Origin of the sequence: Enterococcus mediterraneensis (genome assembly GCF_900604485.1) — a bacterium.
Lineage (GTDB): Bacteria > Bacillota > Bacilli > Lactobacillales > Enterococcaceae > Enterococcus_C > Enterococcus_C mediterraneensis.
Window position 1 is genome coordinate 959331 of record NZ_UWOP01000001.1, and the last position, 23125, is coordinate 982455.

The following is a 23125-nucleotide window of genomic DNA, read 5'->3' on the forward strand; positions in this document are numbered from 1 at the left end:
TCCCTATACTGCGATCTGATTGCCTTCTTTCTTTTTTTGCAGCTTCTTCTGATAAAAGCTCACTTCGTCATCTGTACAATAAACATAATGCCCCGCTTCGATTTCGTGCATGCTCCGACTGCGGCCGTCTTCTGGTTCCGCTTGGTATTTGATCCGTTTTCTGCCCCGTTCGTACTCCGGATCAGGCAACGGGATCGCTGACAATAAGCTTTCAGTATACGGATGTACGCCGTGATGATAGATGGCGTCACTGGTACCGACTTCCAATAATTTTCCATGATGCATCACACCGATCCGATCACTGATGTGTTTTACCATGGACAGATCGTGGGCAATGAACAAATAAGTTAAATTGTGTTCTTCTTGTAAATCTTGCAGAAGGTTCACCACTTGCGCTTGGATGGAAACATCTAACGCTGAGATCGGTTCGTCACAGATGATAAATTTAGGTTTTACCGCTAATGCCCGCGCGATACCGATCCGTTGCCGCTGTCCGCCGGAAAATTCATGAGGATAACGAGTACCATGACTGGGATTCAGTCCGACGATCTTCAGCAGTTCGTCCACACGTGCGTTTCGTTCTTCCAAAGAATTAGCCAACCCGTTGATATCGATCCCTTCTGCGATGATGTCTCGAACTTTCATCCGCGGATTCAATGAGGCATAGGGATCTTGAAAGATCATTTGAACATTGCGGCGAAATTCTTTGAGGGCGGCTTTTCCTTTAATCTTCGTGACATCCATCCCGTCGAAATCCACCACACCACCTGTCGGCTGATTCAATCGAATAATGGTTCTGCCAGTTGTTGATTTGCCGCTGCCGGATTCTCCTACCAAACCGAATGTCTCGCCTTCGTAGATATGGAAGCTGATGTCATCAACGGCTTTTACTTCATCTTTACGGCCTACATTAAAATACTGCTTTAAACCGTCTACTTTCAATAATACCTTTTCCAACTGGCTTCCTCCTTAAGCTGTCGCGTGTTTTTTTTGTTCTTGGAATTTCTCCCATCGATTTTGGATCTCTTTTGGCGGGATCACTTTCGGTGCTTGTGGAGCCAAAAGCCAAGTTGCCACTTTATGAGTCGGTGATACTTCAAAGAAAGGCGGCGCCTGCTGAGTATCGATCTTCAGCGCGTATTCATTACGAGGATAAAACGCATCTCCTACCGGCGGTTTCAACAAATCCGGCGGTGAACCTGGGATTGCGTATAGGCGTTCGTTCTCGCTTTCCAATGTTGGCATCGAACCTAGCAGTCCCCATGTATATGGATGCTGCGGGTTATAAAAGATCTCTTCTGCCGTTCCGACTTCCACGATCCTGCCGCCATACATGACCGCCACTCGATCCGCAACGTTCGCTACGACACCCAGATCGTGGGTGATAAAAATGATCGATGTATTGATTTTTTTCTGGATATCTTTCAATAGTTCTAAAATCTGCGCTTGGATCGTTACATCCAATGCAGTGGTCGGTTCATCAGCGATCAAGATCTTAGGATAACAAATCAGTGCAATAGCGATCACGATCCGTTGCCGTTGCCCGCCAGAAAACTGATGGGGATAATTTTTTAGGCGTTTTTCTGCTTGCGGGATGCCGACTAATTTCAACAACTCTAATGCAGCTGCCATCGCTTCTTTTTTCGAAATCTTATTATGGATCAATAAAGACTCGGCAACTTGTTTGCCGATCGTCATAGTAGGATCAAGTGAAGTCATAGGATCTTGGAAGATCATTGCGATCTCTTTGCCGCGGATCTTTTGCATCTGCTTTTCTGACTTCTGTACCAGGTCCTCCCCATTAAAGAGGATCGATCCATGATCGATATTGGCGTTGCTTGCTAATAGGCGCATGATCGTTCTGGTTGTCACTGATTTTCCGCTGCCGGATTCTCCTACGATCGCCAATGTTTCTCCTTCATACAAATCAAAACTGACATTACGGATCGCTCGGACTTTTCCAGCGTATGTGTCAAATGAGATCTCTAAATCTTTTACTTCTAGCGCTTTTTTCAAATTTCTCACTCCTTCATTTTCGGATCGAAAGCGTCCCGCAAGCCATCAGCCAACAGATTGAATCCAATCATGATCACTGAAAGTGTTACTGCAGGAATCCATAATAGATATGGCAGATATTGAAATGTCTTGTACCCATCACTTAACATCATCCCTAATGAAGCAGAAGGCGGCGTTAATCCTAACCCGATAAAGCTCAAAAAGGCTTCAAAAAAGATCGCTGTTGGGATACTGAACATCATCTGAACGATGATCACACTGGAAATATTCGGCAAGATATGTTTGAAAGCAATCTTTAGGTTGCTTTCTCCTAATGTTTGAGCGGCTAAGACAAATTCTTGATCCTTCAGTTTCAGAGTCTGGGCTCGAACAATTCGAGCCATCGGAATCCAGTTTGTGATCGCCATCGCGGCAACGATTGAGAAAAAGCCGGGTTTGAACATTACCAGCATCAAAATCATCACGACAAGATTCGGAATACCGGATAAAACTTCCAAGAAACGTTGCATCAGGTTATCCGTTGTCCCGCCCTTCAACCCCGAGATCAATCCATAAGTAACACCGATCACAATATCGAACATAGCGGCGACAAAAGCGATCAATAGTGAGATCCGAGTCCCCATAAACAAGCGGCTCAACACATCCCGGCCCAAACCATCAGTACCGAAGAAGAAGTTGACATTGTCAGGAACTTTCGCTTGGGCGTATTTATCTACTAATTCGCCGCCCACCATCGCTTTTCCATTCAATCCGTCAATATCGATACCAGGGATTCTTGGCGGCAAGTTGATGTAATTCACGTTTTGTTTTGTGGGACTGTGCGGTGAAACGAAGATCGTAACAAAGGCGATCAAGATAATGATCCCTAATAACGTCAGCGAAAAGATAGCAGCTTTATTTTTTTTCAACCGCCGCCACGAATCTTGCAAGAATGTCAAGGAAGGCATGGCGATCGCTTCACGTTCTTGGACAGTGTCTTTTTGCAGCAGTTCGAATTCTGAAGTCGGGATCTCTGTCAGATCTGTGTATTTAACGTCTTTAGATAATTCCATTAGCCTCTGCTCCCTTCTGACACACGAATTCTAGGATCCACGATGCCGTATAAGATATCCACGATCAAGATCACAAAGATCAGCATCCCGGAATAAAGGATCGTAACAGCCATGATCGTCGGGTAGTCATTTGTCGTGATGGATTTGACAAATTGTTCCCCAATGCCGGGAATCGCAAAAATATTTTCTACAACCAGCGAACCGGTCATCAATCCGACTGCTAATGGTCCTAATAATGTAAGCAGCGGGATCAAGCTGTTTCGCAGACCGTGTTTAAAGGCGATCTCCCAGCGACTGAGCCCTTTCGCTCTGGCTAATTCCACGAAATCACTATGCATGACTTCCACCATCTCGGTACGGATGAAACGGGCGGAATCTGCTAACGGCGACATCGCTAGAGCGATCGTCGGCAAGATCGTGTACATGAACCCTTCCCATTTTGCGATAGGCAGTACATGGAGTTTGATGGCAAAAATATATTGTAACAAAACAGCGAAAACAAAGTTAGGGATCGAACGGCCTAAGATCGCGACTAACGTAGCCAAGGTGTCTGCCCATGAGTTTTGCTTCATAGCAGAGATTGTTCCTAGAATGATCCCAAACAATGTACCAAAAATGATTGCTTGCAGACCTAGTTGTAAAGAAGGTCCGATCCGATCAGCCAAAAGTGCATTTACTGGTTGATTTTTGAATTGGAAAGAGATCCCAAAATCAAAATTCAGCAGGTTTTGCAAATAAATGCTATATTGCACTATTACCGGTTTATCTAACCCCACTTGTTTATTCAGCATCTCAATGGTTTCCGGGCTCAAACGCTCTGCGTTAGTATATGGTGTACCAGGCAATAATTTCATTAAGAAAAAAGTGATGGTCGCGATCAGCCATAAAGTGATCACGCCAAAAAGCAGCCGTTTTAAAAAGTATTTGATGAAGCTGTTCACATTTGTTTCCTCCTAGTCTTTGACTTTCATTGATGGTTTCGCTACATTATAAGTGAATATACAATAAGGAGTCCCGCCATGAATAAACGATTTTTACCTTATCTTTTAGCAGGCATAGGAATTGTCATTATTATGATCTGGCACATTTTCCAGCAAAGTTTCACACTTGTTCATTTGTCTGACTCACTGTTTTTAGCCGGACTGCCTTTTTTGATCATCGGAAGTTTGTTATGGATTTTTTCTTCTGGCTTCTTCGATACCTTCCAACGTTCAATGCATGAGGCCTTAAGAAGAGACCAAAAGAAAAAATCTAACTACATGCCTCTTTCAGAAGTCGGCAGACATGTCTATCGCTTTTGGCTGATTATTGCCGGAATGTTGATTGGCTTGTCGCTTTTATTGCTGCTGCTCCAATTTCTTTTAGGAAGTTAATAAAAAATGGGATCGTGACATTTGATCAAGCTAGTATCTAAACTATATGATGCACCGCTTTGACAGTGCAATGGACGATGCAACTTTTATTGGTTTGCTAACGGCCGTTTATATAGTTTAGGTACTTTTTGTTTAGCATTGTCTTATGTCATGATCCCACACTTTTGACTAACTGATTCGAAACTTATGAATAGCGACTATTTGGGAGGATCACTCTTCAACGTATGTCCATTTGTAATCCCAAGAAGCGCCGGCACTGTGGTGTACGATGCCTTTGACTTTCGGGTTGATCAAATGACCTTCAGCTTTTTGATAGACTGGAACGACACCCATATCGTCACCGATGATTTTGTTGGCGTCTAATAGATTTTGCCAACGTTTTTCTGGATCACCTGCATTGGTCGTTGATGACTCTTTGACTGCTTTGTCATAATCTGGATTGCTCCATTGACCGCGGTTATAAGAGTTGCCAGTCACAAACAAATCAGTGAAACTGCTTGGGTCAGAGTAGTCTGCTCCCCAACCGCCTAATACGATATCAAAATCGCCGCTGGTTGAACGATCCAAACGAACAGAGAATGGCACTGGTGTTGGTGTAACTTTGACGCCATCCAGAGTTTCTTCCAATGCGTTTTGGATGTATTCGATGACTTTCTTCGATGAATCATCATCAGATGCCATTAATTCAAAATCAAGTTTATCGATTTTCAGTTCTTTTTTGGCTTGTTCCCAATATTCTTTAGCTTTTTTAGTGTCATAAGAAACTAATTCGCCGGCTTCTTTAGCAAAATCCTCATTGCTGTCTGGACTTTTCGCCAAATCAGCAGGAACTAATCCGGTAGAGATCACGGAACCATCACCTAATACTTTATCAACTAAAGCTTCACGGTCAATAGCATAAGAGACAGCTTTTCGTAGATTTGCATTTTTGAATGGAGATTTTTCATCCCGTTGGTTAAATTCCAAATAGCTGGTGCGGGCTTCTTTTACAGAAACAAACGCATCATTGTTGGCATTTTGTTGTGCCAACTCACCGCTCAAGATAACATCGTCTGCTTGACCGTCTTCAAAAAGATTCAATCCTGTTGAAGATTCTTTGACCACACTTACTTTGATCTCTGATAATTTAACGGTGTCTTTATCCCAATACGTATCGTTTTTCTTGTATGACCATTCAGTATCTGAACCTGGTCCGTCAAATCCTTCTAAAGTAAATGGACCGTTGTAAACAGCTTTATCGCTTGCTGATGCATATTCTTTGCCATTTTCTTCCACGACTTTTTGATTTTGCGGGAAGAAAGATGGGAAAGCCAACAGGTAATCAAAATATGGCGTTGGTTTCGTCAATTTGATTTCCAGCTCATGATCATTAACTGCTTTGATACCTAATTCTGATGGATCTTTTTTGCCTGCTGTGATGTCAGCCGCATTTTCCACTGGTTCGTATAAATAAGCATATTCAGACGCTGTTTCCGGTTTGACTGTTCGTTGCCAACCATAGACATAATCAGCTGCTGTGACCGGATCACCATTGGACCACTTTGCATCTTCACGCAATTTGATTTTATACGTCAAGCCGTCTTCGCTGACTTCTGCTTCCTCGGCAGCTCCGGCAGGGATCGGTTTACTATCTTTGTCTAAACGATAGATACCCTCATAAATATTATTCAATGCAGTGAAACTGATGGTATCAGTGGCTACTGACAAATCAGCACTTGGCATTTCTTGAGGAACGGCAAGATTAAAAATTTGTTCTGAACCGCCTTTGCCTGTACCTTCTGCTGATTCCTCTTTCGCAGTACCTCCGCCATAACAGCCAGCTAAAACAAAACCACAGACTGCCACGAGCCCCAACAACGTTTTCTTTTTCATGAGCATGACCCCTTTGAGTATAATTTTCAGAAAATTTAGCAATTTCTGAAGTTGAATAGAATTTTAATTAATAATTATTAAAAAAGCAATAGTAATTTAATATTAAATGTATAAAAAAACATCATTTTATCATTATTCTCATCAAATCACTCTTTAAGATAGCGCTATCATTTGCGTGTATCATAGAATTTATTTAAAAAAGGTGTTTTATTTAAAATAATTGATTTTTTTTGCCGAAAAATGCGCTTTTAGCAAAAATGTACAGCGGGTTCCTCTTCGATTCCAACTAAAAAGCAAATCAAACACAAAAAAACACCCAAACTATGTACTTTGTCACAAAACTGATTGTGACAAGTTTCGCTGTTCCAATGCTGCCACGCTTTACGCACGAAACGCATTGAAAGAACCATACATAGTTCCAGGTATTTTAGATTTAATTTATGAGCCGGCCGCTTTTTCTACTGGTCGCCTAGTTCATGTTAAGATGTGGTTTTTATCATTTAAAGTGATTTTTCTAATAAAAAATCCGCACTTATTCGTTTTCACTTTTCTCGATCAGACGTTTCGCCATTAAGATATCGGGTTTTTGCCAACCGTTCGCATCAGGGATCACGCCGACGATTTTATAGCCCTGTTTTTCATAAAATTCATAAGGGTGATTTTTTAAATTTTTGATGTTTTTGATTGCCTCAAAGGTATCTTGATAAAGATCGACGTCACTTAAGGATGTTTCATGTCCTAGATCATCTGTTCCTAAATAAACCGTGATCCCGCCTTTAGAAGTGATTTCTTTCTCCAAAAAATCTACCAATCGCATCCCGATTCGTTGACGATGATAGGTATCGCGAACAACTAATGGATGCAGCTCCCAACCAGTTGTAATGTACTGTGGGATCGCGCCGATAAATCCTACTAATTCATCTTCTTCCAAAGCCGCAACAGCGATCCGATCATCAGCTAATAATTCTGCGACCTTTTCTAGCGGTTCTTCACTATATTCTTTGGGCCACGTTTGCAACAGTACTTCTGCAAGCTGTCCTCGCAATACCTTATCTTCTCGATCAAATTCCGTAATAATCAAAGAATCCGCCCCCTTTAATTTCAAATTCTACCAGTCTGACAAAAAATCCGTTACTGATTTGCTCATTGAAAAAACCTGCCTTTGATTTTTACTCGGCTTTTTTTAAGGATCTTTATCTTTTATTGAACCACTATTATTTTTTAACAGTTGATTGCAAAAAAACAAGCCATTTATTATTCTAAACGACTTGCTTTCAGCTATAAATTTCTTAGCTCACTGTTATCCTTGGACTGTTTGTTTCATTTGTTTACTGCGTAATTGTCCGCAAGCCGCATCGATATCGGTACCATGCTCTTTGCGGATCACGCAATTGATTCCGTTTTTCTTCAAAACATCATAGAACTTCAAGACATCCGCTTTTTTGCTGCGGGAATATTGATCGTGTTCGCTTACTGGATTGTAAGGGATCAGATTGACATACGCCAACTTTTTCTTGTCTTTTAGCAAATCCGCCAACTGTTTCGCATGTTCTGGACGGTCATTGACATCATGGAGCATGATATATTCAAAGGTGATCCTGCGATTAGTCTTAGCCAAATACTCGTCTACTGCTTCCATCAACTTCTCGATTGGGAAACTGCGATTGATCCGCATAATGGATGTCCGCACGTCATTATTCGGCGCATGTAATGAGATTGCTAGATTCACTTGTAATCCGTTGTCAGCAAATTCTTTGATTTTGGGTGCTAAACCACTGGTAGATACTGTGATATGACGGGCACCGATCGCTAATCCTTTCGGGTCGTTGATAACACGCAAGAAACGGATCACATTGTCATAATTATCAAAAGGCTCTCCGATTCCCATAACCACTACATGAGAGACCCGTTCGTCGTTTTCTTGCAAATCAAAATAGTGCTGGACCATCATGATTTGAGCAACGATTTCACCAGTTGTCAGATCTCTTTTTTTCTTCAATAATCCGCTGGCACAAAACGTACAGCCGATATTGCAGCCGACTTGTGTAGTCACACAAACAGACATGCCGTATTCTTGCCGCATCAAGACAGTTTCAATCATATGTTTATCCGGCAGTTCAAATAAATATTTGACGGTACCGTCTTGCGCTTCTTGAAGAATCAATTGATTCAACGGATTGATCACAAAACTGTCTTCCAATTTTTTGATCAGCCCTTTTGAAAGATTCGTCATTTCTGAGAATTCCATCACACGTTTTTCGTAAAGCCATTCCCATAATTGATTGGCACGAAATTTCTTCTCACCGTTCTCTTGCAGCCAGTCGATCAATTCTTCTTTTGTCAGACCATAAATAGATGTGTTCACAGATTGTCCCTCTTTTCACAAACTTCGCTACATACTATACCCGATTCCCGAAGCGATTGCAAATCGATCCAGTAAAAAGATTGGTCATCTGATTTTACTAAAAGAAAACCTTGAAGATTCTCTTATTTTACTCAAATAATTCTTGTTTGAACATGACTGATACACTTTATGTATCATGATAAAAACGATACTTTCTTAATAGGGTTTAGCTCCTTCATCTGACTTAAAAAACTCTTGAACCATATATGATACATGGATCAAGAGTTTTTATTTATCTTCCTATGAACTTGTTTACAACTCAGTTTTGTTGCAAACTAGCATATACTTTTTTGAAATAGAAATGACGAGCTAAGAGATAGTAAACGACTTGGATGGCAATAAACAAGCCTAATACAAAATATCCTTCTTTTTGCATCCCCATATCGAAAATATGATACATGGCTGTCAATGCGACACCACCATGGATGACTGAAACGATAATTGGTGTAAAGAATAAGATTCCCACTTGCTGACTGATCATTTTTTTCAGTTCTTTTTTTGTCAAACCGATTTTATAGATCATGGCAAATTTTTCCGTGTCTTTCGCTAAATCGCTGTACAAGCGGAAGTATAAGAAGCTGCCCGCTGAGACAAAGAAAATCACGCCGATAAACACGCCCACAAAAAGAATCGGAGCATAGCCATCAATAATGGATTGTTCCATGTATGTTTTTGCGGAAGCATAAGTATCTAGTTCTTTTTCCATACGTTTCCCAACTGCAATCAATGAGTCACGGGAAGCGTCTTTTGTGACCCATACAGCGCGTTTTGTCGCCTGCACTTGCCCAAAATCAGTATGATCTGGTACCACATATGTTGGCATGTAGACAGAGATCAATGATGTTTTGATATGTTTAGAGACTTGCAGTTTTTGTGAAGCGACAGTGATCGTATTGATGTCTGTAGTTTCGTCAGAAGACCCCATCTGCGGATTTTCTGGCATCAGATTGACCGCTTTATCTTTTACAGAAATTGTCGCTTCCCCAGTCAGCTTCGCCAATTTATTATAGTCTGATTCTGTTAAAAATTGTTTGTCTTCGATAGAATACACCGAAGTTAATACTTTGTCGGCCGATACATTTTCATCAGAAAATATAGCATCGATCGTGTCCGCTCCTTTTTCTGTAACGGCTGGTTTGTCCATCAGCTCTACTTCAAAAGGCTCATTTTGGATTGTTCCTAATAAGATCTTTTCTAAGCCATACAATGTACCGATAGCGGCAAAAGCCACGGTTGAAATGATCGCTACTAAAATAAATGAACGAGCATTATCTTTCATCCGAAAAGAAAGATCGGAGAAAACGATCATGTTCGTCTTCTTCCAAAACAGCTGCACGTTTTTCTTTAAAGCTTCGATAAGCATGACACTGGCTTGATTGAAAAATAGCGCCGTACCGATAATTACAATGGCGATCACCGGAAGCATGACTGTGATCACAGCTACACCAGGTACAATCAATGCGACGATATAGCCGATCACGATCAATAAGATCCCTAAAACTGCTTTGAAGGTGGAAAATTTGATCTTGCCTTTGCCTAGATCACCGGCTTTCAATAATTCCTGAACACTCATTTTTGGCAGGCGAGTCCGGATCAAAAAAGAAATCGCCAAGAACAATACTGCAAAAGAAGCGATAGTGATCAGGATCGTCCGGGATGGGAAATACAGCGCAAAATCTAAATGCAGCAGGCGGTTAGCCAGCAAAATGATCAGCTGTGTAAAACCGACCCCTAATATACTCCCAGTGATTGTTGCAAAAAAGCCGATCACTAAGTTTTCAATGAAGATCATATTTTTCAGTTGTTTAGGACTCATCCCTTGGATCATCATCAAGCCGAACTCTTTTTTGCGAGACTGGATAAAGATATCCATCGAGTAAAACACAAACAAAAAAGCAAAAAGATAAATGATCACTGCTGCTGCCGTCATTCCGCTATCTGCCCGTTTATCCAAAGCACCACCGACGATCGATGGATGATTCGCTAATGCGGTAAATGCAAAAAAGACCATTACCGACATTGCAGTACTAAAAAAATAGGCTAAATATAAATGCTTGTTGCGAATCGTATTCCGAAACACAAATTGATTAAAATTCATTTTCGACCTCCTCAACATGCGCTAATTCGTCGATGATTTGGTCGTAAAATTCTTTTTGTCCATTTGTATTACGAATCTCATGAACCAACGAACCGTCTTTGATGAAAATGATCCGTTGACAATAACTTGCCGCTAATGGATCATGGGTCACCATTAAAATCGTCGCTTGGTCTTCTTGATTCAGTTGACGCAACAAACGCATCACATCTTTTGATGATTTTGTATCCAAATTACCAGTAGGCTCATCGGCTAATACTAAATTAGGACGATGGATCATTGCCCGCGCTACGGCGACCCGCTGTTGCTGACCTCCGGAGATTTCCGGGATCCGTTTGCCCATGAGATCAGCGATCCCTAGTCGTTGCGCGATTTCTTTGGCTGAACGCTGCATCACTGCTACTTTTTCTCCGTCTAATGTTAAAGGAAGGACCATATTTTCTTCGACAGTCAATGTAGGCATCAAGTTGAAATTCTGAAATACAAATCCCAATTCTTTTCGGCGGAACCGGGCGATCTGTTCTTGATCCATCGTATGAGGATTTTTTCCGTTCAATTCGATGGTACCAGAAGTCGGATGGTCGATCGTTGCTAACAGGTTCAGCAGCGTAGACTTTCCTGAACCAGAAGGACCCATGATACCAACGAATTCACCGTCTGCAACCGTTAGATCGATTTCTTTTAGTGCTTCGTATTTTACCGTGTCACCATAGATCTTTTTTAATTTTTTTACTTGTAACATATCATTGCTCCATTTCTGTCTTTTTTTATAGTCTATTAGAACTAGCTCTCACTGACCATTGATGCAAATAACAATCAACTAACATTTTTGTTATACTTGTTCTTTAGCGCTCTATTGATCATAGTCCTTCTGTCCCATAAAAACATCCATCCAGAGACTGAAAGAGAGTGGAACCTTGATACAAGCGACTCGATTTCATATATCTGAACAGCAAATGACTCACCTTTAGGCTTCTCATATTCCCATTCGGACAGTTGAAATCAGCACCTGATATCACAGTTCCACTCTCTATTTGTAAAAATTCTCTATTGTCGATTATATATGCCTCAAATTTTCAGCAAATAATTAGATCAAGGTTGGTTTTCCATTGGGTCAACACTTTCTTCTGGTGCTGGTTCCATCAATACTTTCCGCGGCTTGCTGCCTTCTGATGGTCCCACTACGCCATGTTCTTCCAGTTCATCCACTAGACGTGCCGCACGGTTGTAGCCGATTCTAAAGCGGCGTTGCAGCAAGGAAACGCTGGCTGTCTGCATATCGATGACCAGAGCTTTTGCTTGATCGTACAATTCATCTTGAGATTGTTCGCTGGATGTTGTGGTTTCTTCTGAGATCATCATTTTCTCTTCGTAATTGGCACCTTGCTGATTCGTGATGAACTCTACCACTCGTTCTACTTCATGATCAGAGATAAATGCGCCTTGAACCCGGATCGGCTTATTCTCGCCCATTGGCAGATAAAGCATGTCCCCGCGTCCTAAAAGTTTTTCCGCACCGTTGGAATCGATGATCGTCCGGGAATCCACCCCGCTGGAGACCGCAAACGCGATCCGCGACGGTACGTTTGCTTTGATGATCCCGGTGATGACATCGACACTTGGCCGTTGGGTCGCCAAGATCATATGGATCCCAGCTGCCCGCGCCATTTGCGCCAAGCGGATGATCGCATCTTCCACTTCGTTACTGGCAACCATCATCAAGTCAGCCAACTCGTCAACGATCACAACGATAAATGGTAAAATCGGCCGTTTCTCGCCATCTTCCAAATTTTTTTCATTCACCAATTCATTGTATCCAGTGATATTGCGGACACCTGTAGCTGCAAATTTTTCGTAACGTTCTTCCATTTCTTTGACGACTTTTTGCAAAGCTTGTGCTGCTTTGCGGGGATTAGTGACCACAGGTGTCAATAAGTGAGGAATGCCGTTATAGACATTCAATTCCACCATTTTAGGGTCGATCATCATCAATTTGACTTCGTGAGGTTTGGCCCGCATCAAAATACTGGTAATGATCCCGTTGATAGCTACCGATTTCCCACTCCCGGTGGAACCGGCGATCAACAGATGGGGCATCTTCGTCAGATCAGCAGTCTGTACTCGTCCGGAGATATCCCGTCCTAAAGGTACTTCCAACAGTTGATCTGGATGATTGGGCTGAGCGTCGATCACTTCTCGGAAAGAGACCATACTGATCGTACTGTTAGGCACTTCGATCCCGATCAATGACTTTCCGGGAATCGGTGCTTCCATCCGAACATCTTTTGCCGCTAATGCCAACGCAATATCATCTGTCAAACCGACGATCTTGCTGACTTTGACACCAACAGCCGGTTGTACTTCGAATTTTGTAACAGCCGGTCCTAAACTGGCTTTGACAACTTTGGCATCCACACCAAAACTTTTGAAGGTATTTTCTAACACACCGATATTGTTTTCGATTTTAGAATACTCATCACTTTGATCTGTCGCCGGGATGGTATCCAATAAGACAGAAGTAGGCAATTCGTAATCTTGGTCTTCCGCTTCTTCGGAAATCTCAAAATCCAGATCCTCGCCGTCGTCTTCCGGTACATCATCAACTGGCTTATGGACTGGTTCTGTTGCCGGCATATTTTGCTGGAAACTATCAATCGGAACAAAACTCAACTGTTCCGGTTCTGCCAACGGTTCTGATTCCTGCTGTTCGTCATCTTGCAGTGGTCGGACCTGATTTTTTTCTTTTTCCTTCATTTCCGCAATGACCCGCTCGCGTTCTGCAGCGATTTGTGCTTCTTTCGCCGCTTTTTTCTCTTGCTTTTTCGCTTCACGCTGGGCTTTTTTATCAGGATCTTCTGCTAAGAATTGCTGCAGTTTTTCACTGATCGTCTGCAGACCATCGATTACTTGATGACCGCTCATCATACTGAAAAGAAAGCCGCCGACCCCTAATAAAATAAAAGCGATCAGATAACTGCCGATTTGCGAAACCAAGAAATAACTGGCTTGATACAAGATCGCGCCGACTAATCCGCCGCCGACATTTTGTTGGATCTGGCTGGTACGCAGATCACTGGACAACGCCTGCCAAGTCGTTTGTAAAATATTCGGCTGGCTGGTTTGCAATTTACTGAATAAATGAGCGTGCAGCATCAGTAAGACCCCTAGATAAAAAATCAGACTGCCAAAAAAACGGCGATAGTTGGTGATTTTTGCCTCTGTCGTCTTCAGCATCAGCCAAATCCCATATCCTGCAAGCACTAAACACAAGATCGGATACGTGTTGCCGCCGATTATCCGAAAAGTATTAGCCAACAAAGTTCCTAGAAACCCTAATTTAAATAAGCCGAATCCGGCAAACAAAACAAATACCAGACCAATCAAAATCATGATCAATTTTTCTTGCTGCTGAATCTCTTTTTTTGTTTTTCTTTTCTTCTGGCGTTTTTTTTGTGCCATTTTTTTGATCCCTCATTTCATCACCTTCCATTATACAAAAAAAAAGAGGCGAACAAAAGTTTTGTTTTCGCCTCTTTGTGAGAAATGGGGGTTACTTCGGTGTCACATCTTCCCCGAACCATTTTTCAGATATTTTTTTGAATTCGCCGTTGTCTTGTAGAGTTTTCAATCCTTGGTTGACCTTATCCACCAATTTTTGATCATCTTTGCGGACACCTACCGCGAAGTCCTCGCTTTTGAATGGTCCTTCTGTAATAGTGTAATCATCTAATTGTTTCTTTTGAGTCAGGTAATAATTTGCATATACTTCATCGATCAATAGACCATCGATTCGGCCGTTTTCCAAGTCAATAAATGCTTCATTGAAGCTGGCGAAAAGAACTGCATCGTTGTCTTTGACTAGATCTTTCAAGACTTTAGGCTGTTCTGTAAACAGACTATATCCGGAGGAACCTTCTTGCGCTCCCAATATTTTTCCTTTCATCCCATCAAATGACGTGATCTTGCTTTCCTTTGGCGTTACTAACACTTGGTCATTTTCCATGTAAGGATCAGAAAACAGAACTTTCTTTTCCCGTTCCGGTGTTTTACTGTAACCATTCCAAATCAAGTCGATCGTGCCGTTGTCCAATTCCGTTTCTTTCATTGACCAATCAATCGGTTGGAAAGTGACTTTGATATCACTCTCTTTAAACACAGCTTTTGCCAAGTCGATATCGAATCCTACCAGATCGCCTTTTTCATCTTTGAAGCCCATTGGCACAAAGGTATCGTCCAACCCGACAACGACTTCTTTTGTAGTATCCCGTGCGCTTTTTTCTTCTTTTTGGCCGCTTCCGCACGCCGCCAAACTTAAACCAACCAAACCAACTGCCAACCAGCCTGCTAATTTATTCATCTTCATTTTTCTTCCTCCTTTTTGGGATTTACTCGTAAAAGATTATCTGCGATATTTTCCGCAAATGTTAAATCGTGAGTGACCACGATTTGCGTAACACCTTGTTTTTTCAGATCCAAAATCAGATTTTCCACCTGCTGCCGCAACTCTGGATCAAGAGCGCTGGTAGGTTCATCGTAGGCCAAAACTTTTGGATTCATCGCCATCGCCCGGGCGATCGCCACCCGCTGTTTTTGTCCGCCGGAAAGTTGGAAGGGATAATGTTCCAAATGTTCTTCCAGTCCCAGCTGTTGCGCTAAGTGCTGCGCTTTTTTTGTATAGATTTCTTTACTTTCTTTTAAGACCATTTTCGGTGCCAAAGTGATATTTTCAAAGACGTTGAGATGCGGAAACAATTGGAAATCTTGAAAAACGACCCCTACTACTTGTTCCTGCTCGTTCAAAGCTGTCGGATCGAAAGCTTTGCCATCTAATAGAAAAAGACCACTGTCGACTTTTTCCAGACCTGCCAACATTCTCAGCAAAGTAGTTTTCCCACCGCCGGAAGGTCCCACGATCGCTAAAATACTGCCGTCTGGAATCGTCAGATCCAATTGATCAATCACTTTTTTCTTTCCGAATGATTTTGTGACTTGCTTTAGTTCTAACATGGTTTCTCCTCCTTAGCGATAATAATCCATTTTCTTCTCAATAGTTTTCATCAAGACTGTAAAGACTCCTGTCATTACAAGATAAATCAAACCGACACCGACTAATGGCAACAGTGTCGTATCCCGTTCCATCGCGATCTTGCCGATCCGCATAACATCTGAGAGACCCAAGATATAAACCAGCGATGTATCTTTAACTAAATTAATGATCTCATTACCGACAGATGGGAAGGTGATCTTGACCACCTGTGGAATAATGATTTTCGTAATGGTTTGCCATTTGCTCAAACGCAGTACTTGCGCCGCCTCGTATTGTCCTGTTGAAATAGACTGAATCCCACCGCGGAAAATCTCAGCGAAGTAGGCCGCGTAATTGATAATGAAGGCCAATACTGCGGCATCAAAACGATCAAATACGATCCCAGCTAATGGCAGTCCATAGAAAATAAAAATCAATTGCAGCAATAATGGCGTTCCCCGCATCAACCAAACATAAATTTGAACTAAAAATTTCAGCGGCGGGAAGTGACTGACTAACGCAAATGCTAAAATAATTCCCAGTGGTATTGATCCTAAAAGCGTAAAAGCAAACAATTTCAATGTAATTCCTGCACCGCTCAATAATTGCGGCATTAATGAAACTAAATATTCCATGATTTCTCCTCCAACATACATTCTTTGATAAAAATAAAACGTCCCCTGACAAAATGCCAGAGGACGTTTTTACACGTGGTCCCACCTCAGTTTATCTTCTACAAAGAAGATCTCCAGCAATCATTCTGTCAACTAGTGGTGATGAGACCATCATAGTATCTTCTACGATTTTAGCAATAAAAAAGTCCTTTAGTCAAAAGACTAAAGGACGTAAATTACGCGGTTCCACCTTTTTTTATCAACGCCTCGCGGTCGCTGAACTTAACTAGTCATCTATCAATGACTGCAGCTGTAACGGGCTTTCCCGGAAAATCCTACTATGTTCAGAAATTCGACTCCAAGATGTGTTTCACAACTAACGGCTATCTCTTTTCACCTGCCAGAGACTCTCTAAAAACCAATTTACTTGCTACTCTTCTTTTCGATGTCGTAGTATTAAGTTGATAATAATTTACATGGATTTTTACTGATTGTCAACTATTTTTATTCTTAGGAGGAAATTTTTATGTTAGCGACAGAAAAAGAAGCCTATGATTTATTGGCTCATTTAAAGATTTCTTATCAACGAGTGGATCATCCGGCGATCACTTCAGTAAAAAATGTACCCTTTGAATTGCCTGGTCCTCAAGTCAAAAATCTAGTATTAAAAGCAAAAAAAGGCAAGCGTGTCTATCTCGTGATCCTTCCTGATGAAAAACAAGCAAATCTAGCGTTGTTAGCGGAAGAATTATCCGAAAAACGTTTATCTTTTCTTTCCGAAGATGAGTTGCAAAAGCTGCTGCATGTCCCTGCCGGAACAGTGACACCATTAGCCTTGCCTCATGATCAGGATCATCAGATCACCGTTGTCATTGATGAATCCATCGACCGCGAAGATACTGTAGGGTTTCATCCGAACATCAATTCCACGACGTTGATCATGACGTTTCATGACTTTGAAAAAATTTTGGATCATTTAGGGTACACACCGCTTTTTATCAAAGTTTGAACCCTTTTTTTGAACCCTTGATGAAAAATTTTTTAATGATGTTTATAACTTAAATAATAGAATGCCGAAACAAAAATCGAGCCGCCGATAATATTGCCGATATAAACAGGGACAAAATTATAAATAAATTCCAACCAAGTCGCTTGCCCTTCGAAAATGGCCGCCGGGATCACAAAGCAATTCGCTACGCTATGCTGGAATCCGATCGCAACAAAGATCATTACAGGAAACCAAATGGTCAATACTTTCCCTGCTGCGTCTTTGGCTCCGTAAGACAGCCACAGTGCCAGACCTACGAACCAATTACAGCCGATTCCTGATCCGATTGCTTGAAGAGCAGATACTTCGATCTTGTGGTGGGCGATATCGATCAGCTGTTCCAGATAAGGTCCTGAATGAGTCAATCCCACCAAATAGCCAAAGAAATACGCCACAAAGATAGCGCCAACAATATTCGCCACTGTAATAATCGCCCAATTTTTTATCAACTCGGAAAAGCGGATCTTTTTGTCCATGAACGCGATCGCTACTGCCATCATATTCCCGGTAATAAGTTCACCGCCGCCTAATAAAATGACCAATAAACCGATCGGAAAAACCGAAGCCCCCACCAAACTCGTTAAGCTGGCCATATTTTCCGGAATGGAAGCCGAAACCCGTATATACGCCAAATATCCTAGGGAAATCATCGCTCCGCCGATAAAACCTAGAATCAATTTCGCTAGCAAAGGTTTTTTGATTTTTTTCTCTCCATATTGGATGCTTAAATTCATAATTTCTTCTGGTGTGTGCATTTGTTCACGTCTCTCCTCTTTTCATACTTTTTTTACTTTACGATATCTGAAAAAAAAAGCAATCACTATTAAAGAAAAAATAGTGAATTTTATCACAATTTTCATTTTGTACTCTCATTTTTAGGTCCAATGTAACTATACAAAAGCAAATAATTTTATTTATGCTTTTACATGTAAATATTTGACATAAATTGAGTAATTTCAGATAATGTTTGTTATTGAAGATTTGGCACTTATTTCTTCATAAAAATAGATAAATTTATAAGTAACACTTGAAATCTTAGGAGGATTATACAATGACCAAACAAGCGAAGAAATGGTCCTTTGCCGGACTTTTAGTAGCGATGGGTGTGGTTTATGGTGATATCGGAACCAGCCCCCTTTATGTTATGAAAGCTATTGTAGAGGAAAATGGCGGGCTAAAAAGTATCAACCCCGACTTTATTCTTGGCGCCGTTTCATTGATTTTCTGGACACTGACTTTATTGACGACCGTCAAATATGTCATGATTGCATTGAATGCTGATAACCATGGTGAGGGCGGCATTTTTTCTTTATACACATTGATCCGTAAAAGCGGGAAATATATTATCATCCCTGCCATGATCGGAGGGGCCGCGTTGTTGGCCGATGGTGTTCTTACTCCAGCCGTCACAGTAACGACTGCGGTTGAAGGTCTGCGAGGCATTCCGATTTTTTTTGAACGTTTTGGAATGGATCAAAATGTCATTGTAGGGATCACATTGGTCATCCTTTTGGTTTTATTCGCTGTACAGCGCTTTGGTACCGACAATGTGGGAAAAGCATTTGGACCGGTGATGTTTGTGTGGTTCACGTTTTTAGGGATTGTCGGCATCATGAATTTTAGTCACGACCTTTCTGTTTTTCGAGCATTGAATCCGTGGTATGCGTTTCGTTTATTAACTAGTCCTGAAAATAAACTAGGCTTGTTTATTTTAGGAAACGTCTTTCTAGCTACTACTGGTGCTGAAGCCCTTTACTCCGACATGGGGCACGTCGGTAAAATGAACATTCGGATCAGCTGGCCATATATCAAGGTCTGCTTGATGTTGAATTATTTAGGACAGGCGGCTTGGTTATTGCAAGCCTATCAAGATCCTGAGATCCAAGCCATCGAACAATTGAATCCATTTTTCAGAATGCTGCCAGACAGCTGGATGATTTTCGGTGTTGGTTTTGCTACCATCGCGGCGATCATCGCTTCGCAAGCTTTGATTTCCGGTTCATTCACTTTGGTTTCTGAAGCTATCAAATTAAAATTACTGCCTCGCTTAAAAATCATTTATCCCGGAAAATCTATCGGACAAATGTATATTCCGGCAGTCAATATGATTTTGTGGTTGGCTTGTTCAGTGGTCGTTTTGACTTTCCGTACTTCTTCCCATATGGAAGCGGCGTACGGACTATCCATTACTGTTACTATGCTGATGACTACGGTCCTGCTTTATTTCTATTTAGTTCAAACTGGACGTTCACGGATCTTTTCCTTAGCAACAACCCTGTTTTTTGGGATCATTGAATCAGTTTTCTTCATTTCCAGTGTCACGAAATTTTTCCGCGGTGGTTTCGTTGCTGTGGCTATCGCCGCTGTCATCTTGATTTTAATGACGATCTGGGAACGAAGCAATATCATCCAAGAAAGGGTCTCAGAAGAAGTCGATCTGAAAGATTATCTGCCGCAACTGGCGCAATTGCGAAACGATGACTCACTGCCTTTCTACCAAACAAATGTGGTATTTTTGGTTCCTAAAATGGAAGGCGACCAAATCGGACGGCAATTTCTTTACTCTATCCTAGACAAACAACCGAAACGCGCGAAGGTTTATTGGTTCGTCAATGTAGAAGTCACTGATGAGCCTTATACACAAGAATTTTCTGTTGATACGATGGGAACGGATTTTGTCGTTAAGGTCAAGCTTTATTTAGGCTTCCGCAGCAAACAAGAAGTCAATGTCTACATCCGACAGATCATCCACGATTTGATGAAAGAAGGGCGTCTGCCTAAACAGCCGCAAAAATATTCCTTGACTCCAAATCGTGAAGTTGGAGATTTTCAATTTATATTGATCCAAGAAGAATTATCCAACAATATCGTACTGGATCACTGGGAACGTCAGATCATGCAGGCGAAACTATTCATCAAGAGCCATACCATCAGTCCTAAGAAATGGTTTGGTCTGGAATACAGTGAAGTAAAATATGAAACTGTACCTCTTATCCTAGGAAAAACTCGCAAAACCCGTTTGAAAGAACGACGATAAAAATAAAAAATCAGATAAAGATTTTCAGACGCAAAGATCCAACCTGTATACATTGCTTTCGCAATTTGATGTATGCAGGTTGGATCTTTTGTTTCGGTGACTTAAAGCCAGCCTTTATTTTGGTTGCATCAGTTCAACGGTGCCCATTTCCAATCATTGACTTCGTCGATATCAGCACCGATTTCCCGAATATAATCGTGATGGTAATTCACTGTATCCGTCATTTTTTGGACAAATTCATCCGCTTTTTCACCATATACAACAGCTGCGGCGTCTTGTGCTAAGTGGAAGCGATCCAATTCAGACAGGATCCGCATATCAAATGGTGTAGTGATATCGCCGTTTTCGCGATAGCCGTGGATATGGAGATTATGATTATGACGTTTAAAGAAGATGTCACGAATCATTCCTTCATAGCCATGATAAGCAAAAATAATCGGTTTATCTTTTGTAAAATAGCGATCGAATTCTTCATCAGTCAGTCCTCGCGGATCGATAGATGGATGACGCAGTTTCAAAATATCCACTACATTGATAAAACGGATCTTCAATTCTGGGAATTGCTTATGAAGCAATGTGACAGCTGCCAAACTTTCCAAATTTGGTTCCGTTCCAGCGGCCGCTATAACGATATCCGGTTCTCCTCCATTATCAGTTGAAGCCCAATCGATGATTTTCAAGCCTTCACTAACCAATGTCTCTGCTTCTTCCACTGAATAAAATTGTGGACGCGGATGTTTAGAAGATACGATCAAGTTGATTTTTTCTTCCGAACTCAGCGCTTCTGCCATGACTGCCATCAAGCTGTTAGCATCAGCTGGCAGATATTCCCGAATAAATTCCGGTTTTTTCTCAGCTAAATGTGTCAACAAACCAGGATCTTGATGGGTATAGCCGTTATGATCTTGTTGGAAAACACTGGAAGTAGCGATCAAATTCAATGAAGGATAGTTTTTCCGCCAAGATTGATCTTTCGCTTTACGCATCCACTTGAAGTGTTGTGTGATCATGGAATCTACGACCCGTAAAAAGGATTCATAACTGGCAAAGAAACCGTGACGGCCAGTCAAAACATAGCCTTCCAAGAAACCTTCTGCTTGATGTTCTGACAATTGTGAGTCGATCACCCGGCCAACTGGCGAGATCCATTCATCATAGGCATCGTTTTTCACTTCCAACCATTGACGGTTCGTCACATCAAAGACTTTGTTCAAGCGATTGGATTTCGCTTCGTCCGGTCCAAAGATTCGGAAATTATCTGGGTTGGCTTCGATCAGGTCAGCCGCGAATTTCCCGAATTCGATCATATCTTGTGCCATGACCGCTCCAGGCGTCGAGGTATCGATAGCATGTTTTTTCCAGTCTGTAATCTTCAATGGTTTTGGATCAAGACCGCCGTTAGTGATCGGATTCATAGACATCCGGCGTTCGCCTTTAGGAGACAATTCTTGGATCTCTGGTTTCAATTGACCATTTTCCGTAAATAGTTCTTCCGGACGATAGGATTTCAACCAATCTGTTAACGCGTCAATGTGCTCCATGTGTTCAGCATCGACTGGGATCGGTACTTGATGGGCACGGAAGCCCCCTTCGATCGGTTCGCCGTCCCATTCTTTCGGACCTGTCCAGCCTTTTGGTGTTCGGACGATCAAGACCGGCCATTGAGGCATTTTCGCTTCTTCGGCGACACCTGAACGAGCGAATTCTTGGATTTTTTTGATTTTTTCGATGGCACGATCCATTTTTTCCGCCATCAATGGATGTACTTTTTCGGGATCAGTTCCTTCGACAAAAATCGGTTCCCAACCCATTCCTTCAAAATACTTACGCAGATCGCTATCTGATTTGCGGGCCAAGATCGTTGGATTGGAGATTTTCCCGCCGTTAAGATATAAGATGGGCAAAACAGCCCCGTCATTGACTGGGTTGATAAACGTATTAGAGAACCAGCTTGTTGCTAACGGTCCTGTTTCTGATTCGCCGTCGCCGACTACTACCGCTGCGATCACATCAGGATTATCCAAAATCGCACCAGTTCCATGAGAGATAGAGTAGCCTAATTCGCCACCTTCATGGATCGAACCAGGTGTTTCTGGTGCCGCATGAGAAGCGACTCCCCCTGGGAATGAAAAGCGTTTGAATAGCTTAGCTAATCCCGCTTCATCTTGCGTGATCTCAGGATAGATTTCGCTGTAACTTCCATCTAGATAAGAATTGGAAACCATCACTTGACCACCATGTCCTGGACCTTCAATGTAAAACATATTCAGATCATATTTATTGATGACCCGATTCAAATGGGCGTAAATAAAGTTTTGTCCTGCGATCGTACCCCAGTGACCGATCGGATGGATCTTCACATCTTCTTTTTTAATGGGACGCCGCAACAAGGGATTGTCTTTCAAGTACAATTGACCAACGGAAATATAATTAGCCGCTCGCCACCACGCATCGATTTTCTGCAAATACTCTTTTGAATCATACTTTGTCGTCATAAGAAAATCTCCTTTTTGATTAATAAAAGTAAATTAGACTTAAATACATCGCAATCATACTGCTGTTTTTAATATTAGTCAAATTTACCTTTA

Annotated in this window: 18 protein-coding genes and 1 other annotated feature; of the genes, 3 read left to right on the top strand and 15 right to left on the bottom strand. The window is 41.7% G+C overall.

Features of this window, described 5'->3' with window-relative positions:
* Window positions 1-3: 3 nt before the first annotated feature.
* The 4 genes from EFB00_RS04615 to opp3b are packed head-to-tail and all read right to left on the bottom strand — an operon-like array spanning window position 4 to window position 4009.
* Window positions 4-957 carry an ABC transporter ATP-binding protein gene (locus tag EFB00_RS04615; RefSeq protein WP_122645739.1) on the bottom strand — a complete coding sequence of 318 codons (954 nt, stop codon included), beginning with the start codon at window positions 955-957 and terminating at the stop codon, window positions 4-6.
* 12 nt (window positions 958-969) lie between these two features.
* Window positions 970-2016 carry an ABC transporter ATP-binding protein gene (locus tag EFB00_RS04620; RefSeq protein ID WP_122645740.1) on the bottom strand — a complete coding sequence of 349 codons (1047 nt, stop codon included), beginning with the start codon at window positions 2014-2016 and terminating at the stop codon, window positions 970-972.
* Window positions 2017-2021: 5 nt separating this feature from the next.
* Window positions 2022-3068, bottom strand: a complete 1047-nt coding sequence (locus EFB00_RS04625) for an ABC transporter permease (protein ID WP_122645741.1) — start codon at window positions 3066-3068, stop codon at window positions 2022-2024.
* Window positions 3068-4009 (bottom strand): oligopeptide ABC transporter permease, encoded by a 942-nt coding sequence (opp3b, locus tag EFB00_RS04630; protein ID WP_122645742.1) that lies wholly within the window; start codon window positions 4007-4009, stop codon window positions 3068-3070. The genes EFB00_RS04625 and opp3b overlap by 1 nt, the downstream gene beginning before the upstream one ends.
* Window positions 4010-4087: 78 nt before the next feature.
* Between opp3b and EFB00_RS04635 the strand changes: the two genes are divergently transcribed.
* Complete coding sequence (locus EFB00_RS04635) at window positions 4088-4441, top strand: DUF3899 domain-containing protein (protein WP_122645743.1); 354 nt, start codon at window positions 4088-4090, stop codon at window positions 4439-4441.
* A gap of 210 nt (window positions 4442-4651) precedes the next feature.
* Here EFB00_RS04635 and EFB00_RS04640 read toward each other — a convergent pair whose 3' ends face one another.
* From EFB00_RS04640 to EFB00_RS04680, 9 genes are all read right to left on the bottom strand, one after another.
* A complete protein-coding gene (locus EFB00_RS04640; RefSeq protein WP_122645744.1) occupies window positions 4652-6313 on the bottom strand; it encodes a peptide ABC transporter substrate-binding protein in 1662 nt (553 codons plus the stop codon).
* Window positions 6314-6845: 532 nt separating this feature from the next.
* Window positions 6846-7394, bottom strand: coding sequence for an aminoglycoside N-acetyltransferase AAC(6')-Ii (gene aac(6') / locus EFB00_RS04645; RefSeq protein WP_122645745.1), 549 nt, complete (start codon window positions 7392-7394; stop codon window positions 6846-6848).
* A gap of 219 nt (window positions 7395-7613) precedes the next feature.
* Entirely contained in the window at window positions 7614-8678 is a 1065-nt protein-coding gene (rlmN, locus tag EFB00_RS04650; protein ID WP_122645746.1) for a dual-specificity RNA methyltransferase RlmN, read from the bottom strand.
* A 298-nt stretch (window positions 8679-8976) separates the two neighbouring features.
* Window positions 8977-10815 (bottom strand): FtsX-like permease family protein, encoded by a 1839-nt coding sequence (locus tag EFB00_RS04655; protein ID WP_122645747.1) that lies wholly within the window; start codon window positions 10813-10815, stop codon window positions 8977-8979.
* On the bottom strand, window positions 10805-11554 hold the full coding sequence (locus EFB00_RS04660) for an ABC transporter ATP-binding protein (protein WP_122645748.1): 750 nt from the start codon (window positions 11552-11554) through the stop codon (window positions 10805-10807). The genes EFB00_RS04655 and EFB00_RS04660 overlap by 11 nt, the downstream gene beginning before the upstream one ends.
* Before the next feature lie 350 nt (window positions 11555-11904).
* A complete protein-coding gene (locus tag EFB00_RS04665) occupies window positions 11905-14271 on the bottom strand; it encodes a DNA translocase FtsK (RefSeq protein ID WP_122645749.1) in 2367 nt (788 codons plus the stop codon).
* Between the two features lie 91 nt (window positions 14272-14362).
* Window positions 14363-15169: an amino acid ABC transporter substrate-binding protein gene (locus EFB00_RS04670; protein ID WP_122647042.1), complete on the bottom strand. Its 807-nt coding sequence runs from the start codon at window positions 15167-15169 to the stop codon at window positions 14363-14365.
* 2 nt (window positions 15170-15171) lie between these two features.
* Window positions 15172-15819 carry an amino acid ABC transporter ATP-binding protein gene (locus EFB00_RS04675; RefSeq protein WP_122645750.1) on the bottom strand — a complete coding sequence of 216 codons (648 nt, stop codon included), beginning with the start codon at window positions 15817-15819 and terminating at the stop codon, window positions 15172-15174.
* Window positions 15820-15831: 12 nt separating this feature from the next.
* On the bottom strand, window positions 15832-16473 hold the full coding sequence (locus tag EFB00_RS04680; RefSeq protein WP_122645751.1) for an amino acid ABC transporter permease: 642 nt from the start codon (window positions 16471-16473) through the stop codon (window positions 15832-15834).
* Window positions 16474-16674: 201 nt separating this feature from the next.
* Window positions 16675-16907: a binding site (T-box leader), on the bottom strand.
* A 71-nt stretch (window positions 16908-16978) separates the two neighbouring features.
* Here EFB00_RS04680 and EFB00_RS04685 point away from each other — a divergent pair.
* On the top strand, window positions 16979-17461 hold the full coding sequence (locus EFB00_RS04685) for a YbaK/EbsC family protein (protein WP_122645752.1): 483 nt from the start codon (window positions 16979-16981) through the stop codon (window positions 17459-17461).
* Window positions 17462-17493: 32 nt separating this feature from the next.
* Here the strand turns inward: EFB00_RS04685 and EFB00_RS04690 are convergent, their stop codons facing one another.
* Window positions 17494-18255 (bottom strand): formate/nitrite transporter family protein, encoded by a 762-nt coding sequence (locus tag EFB00_RS04690; RefSeq protein WP_122645753.1) that lies wholly within the window; start codon window positions 18253-18255, stop codon window positions 17494-17496.
* Window positions 18256-18551: 296 nt separating this feature from the next.
* On the opposite strand from EFB00_RS04690, the gene EFB00_RS04695 reads away from it, so the two are divergent.
* Window positions 18552-20537: a KUP/HAK/KT family potassium transporter gene (locus EFB00_RS04695; RefSeq protein WP_122645754.1), complete on the top strand. Its 1986-nt coding sequence runs from the start codon at window positions 18552-18554 to the stop codon at window positions 20535-20537.
* 128 nt (window positions 20538-20665) lie between these two features.
* Here the strand turns inward: EFB00_RS04695 and EFB00_RS04700 are convergent, their stop codons facing one another.
* On the bottom strand, window positions 20666-23032 hold the full coding sequence (locus tag EFB00_RS04700; protein WP_122645755.1) for a phosphoketolase family protein: 2367 nt from the start codon (window positions 23030-23032) through the stop codon (window positions 20666-20668).
* Window positions 23033-23125: the final 93 nt, after the last annotated feature.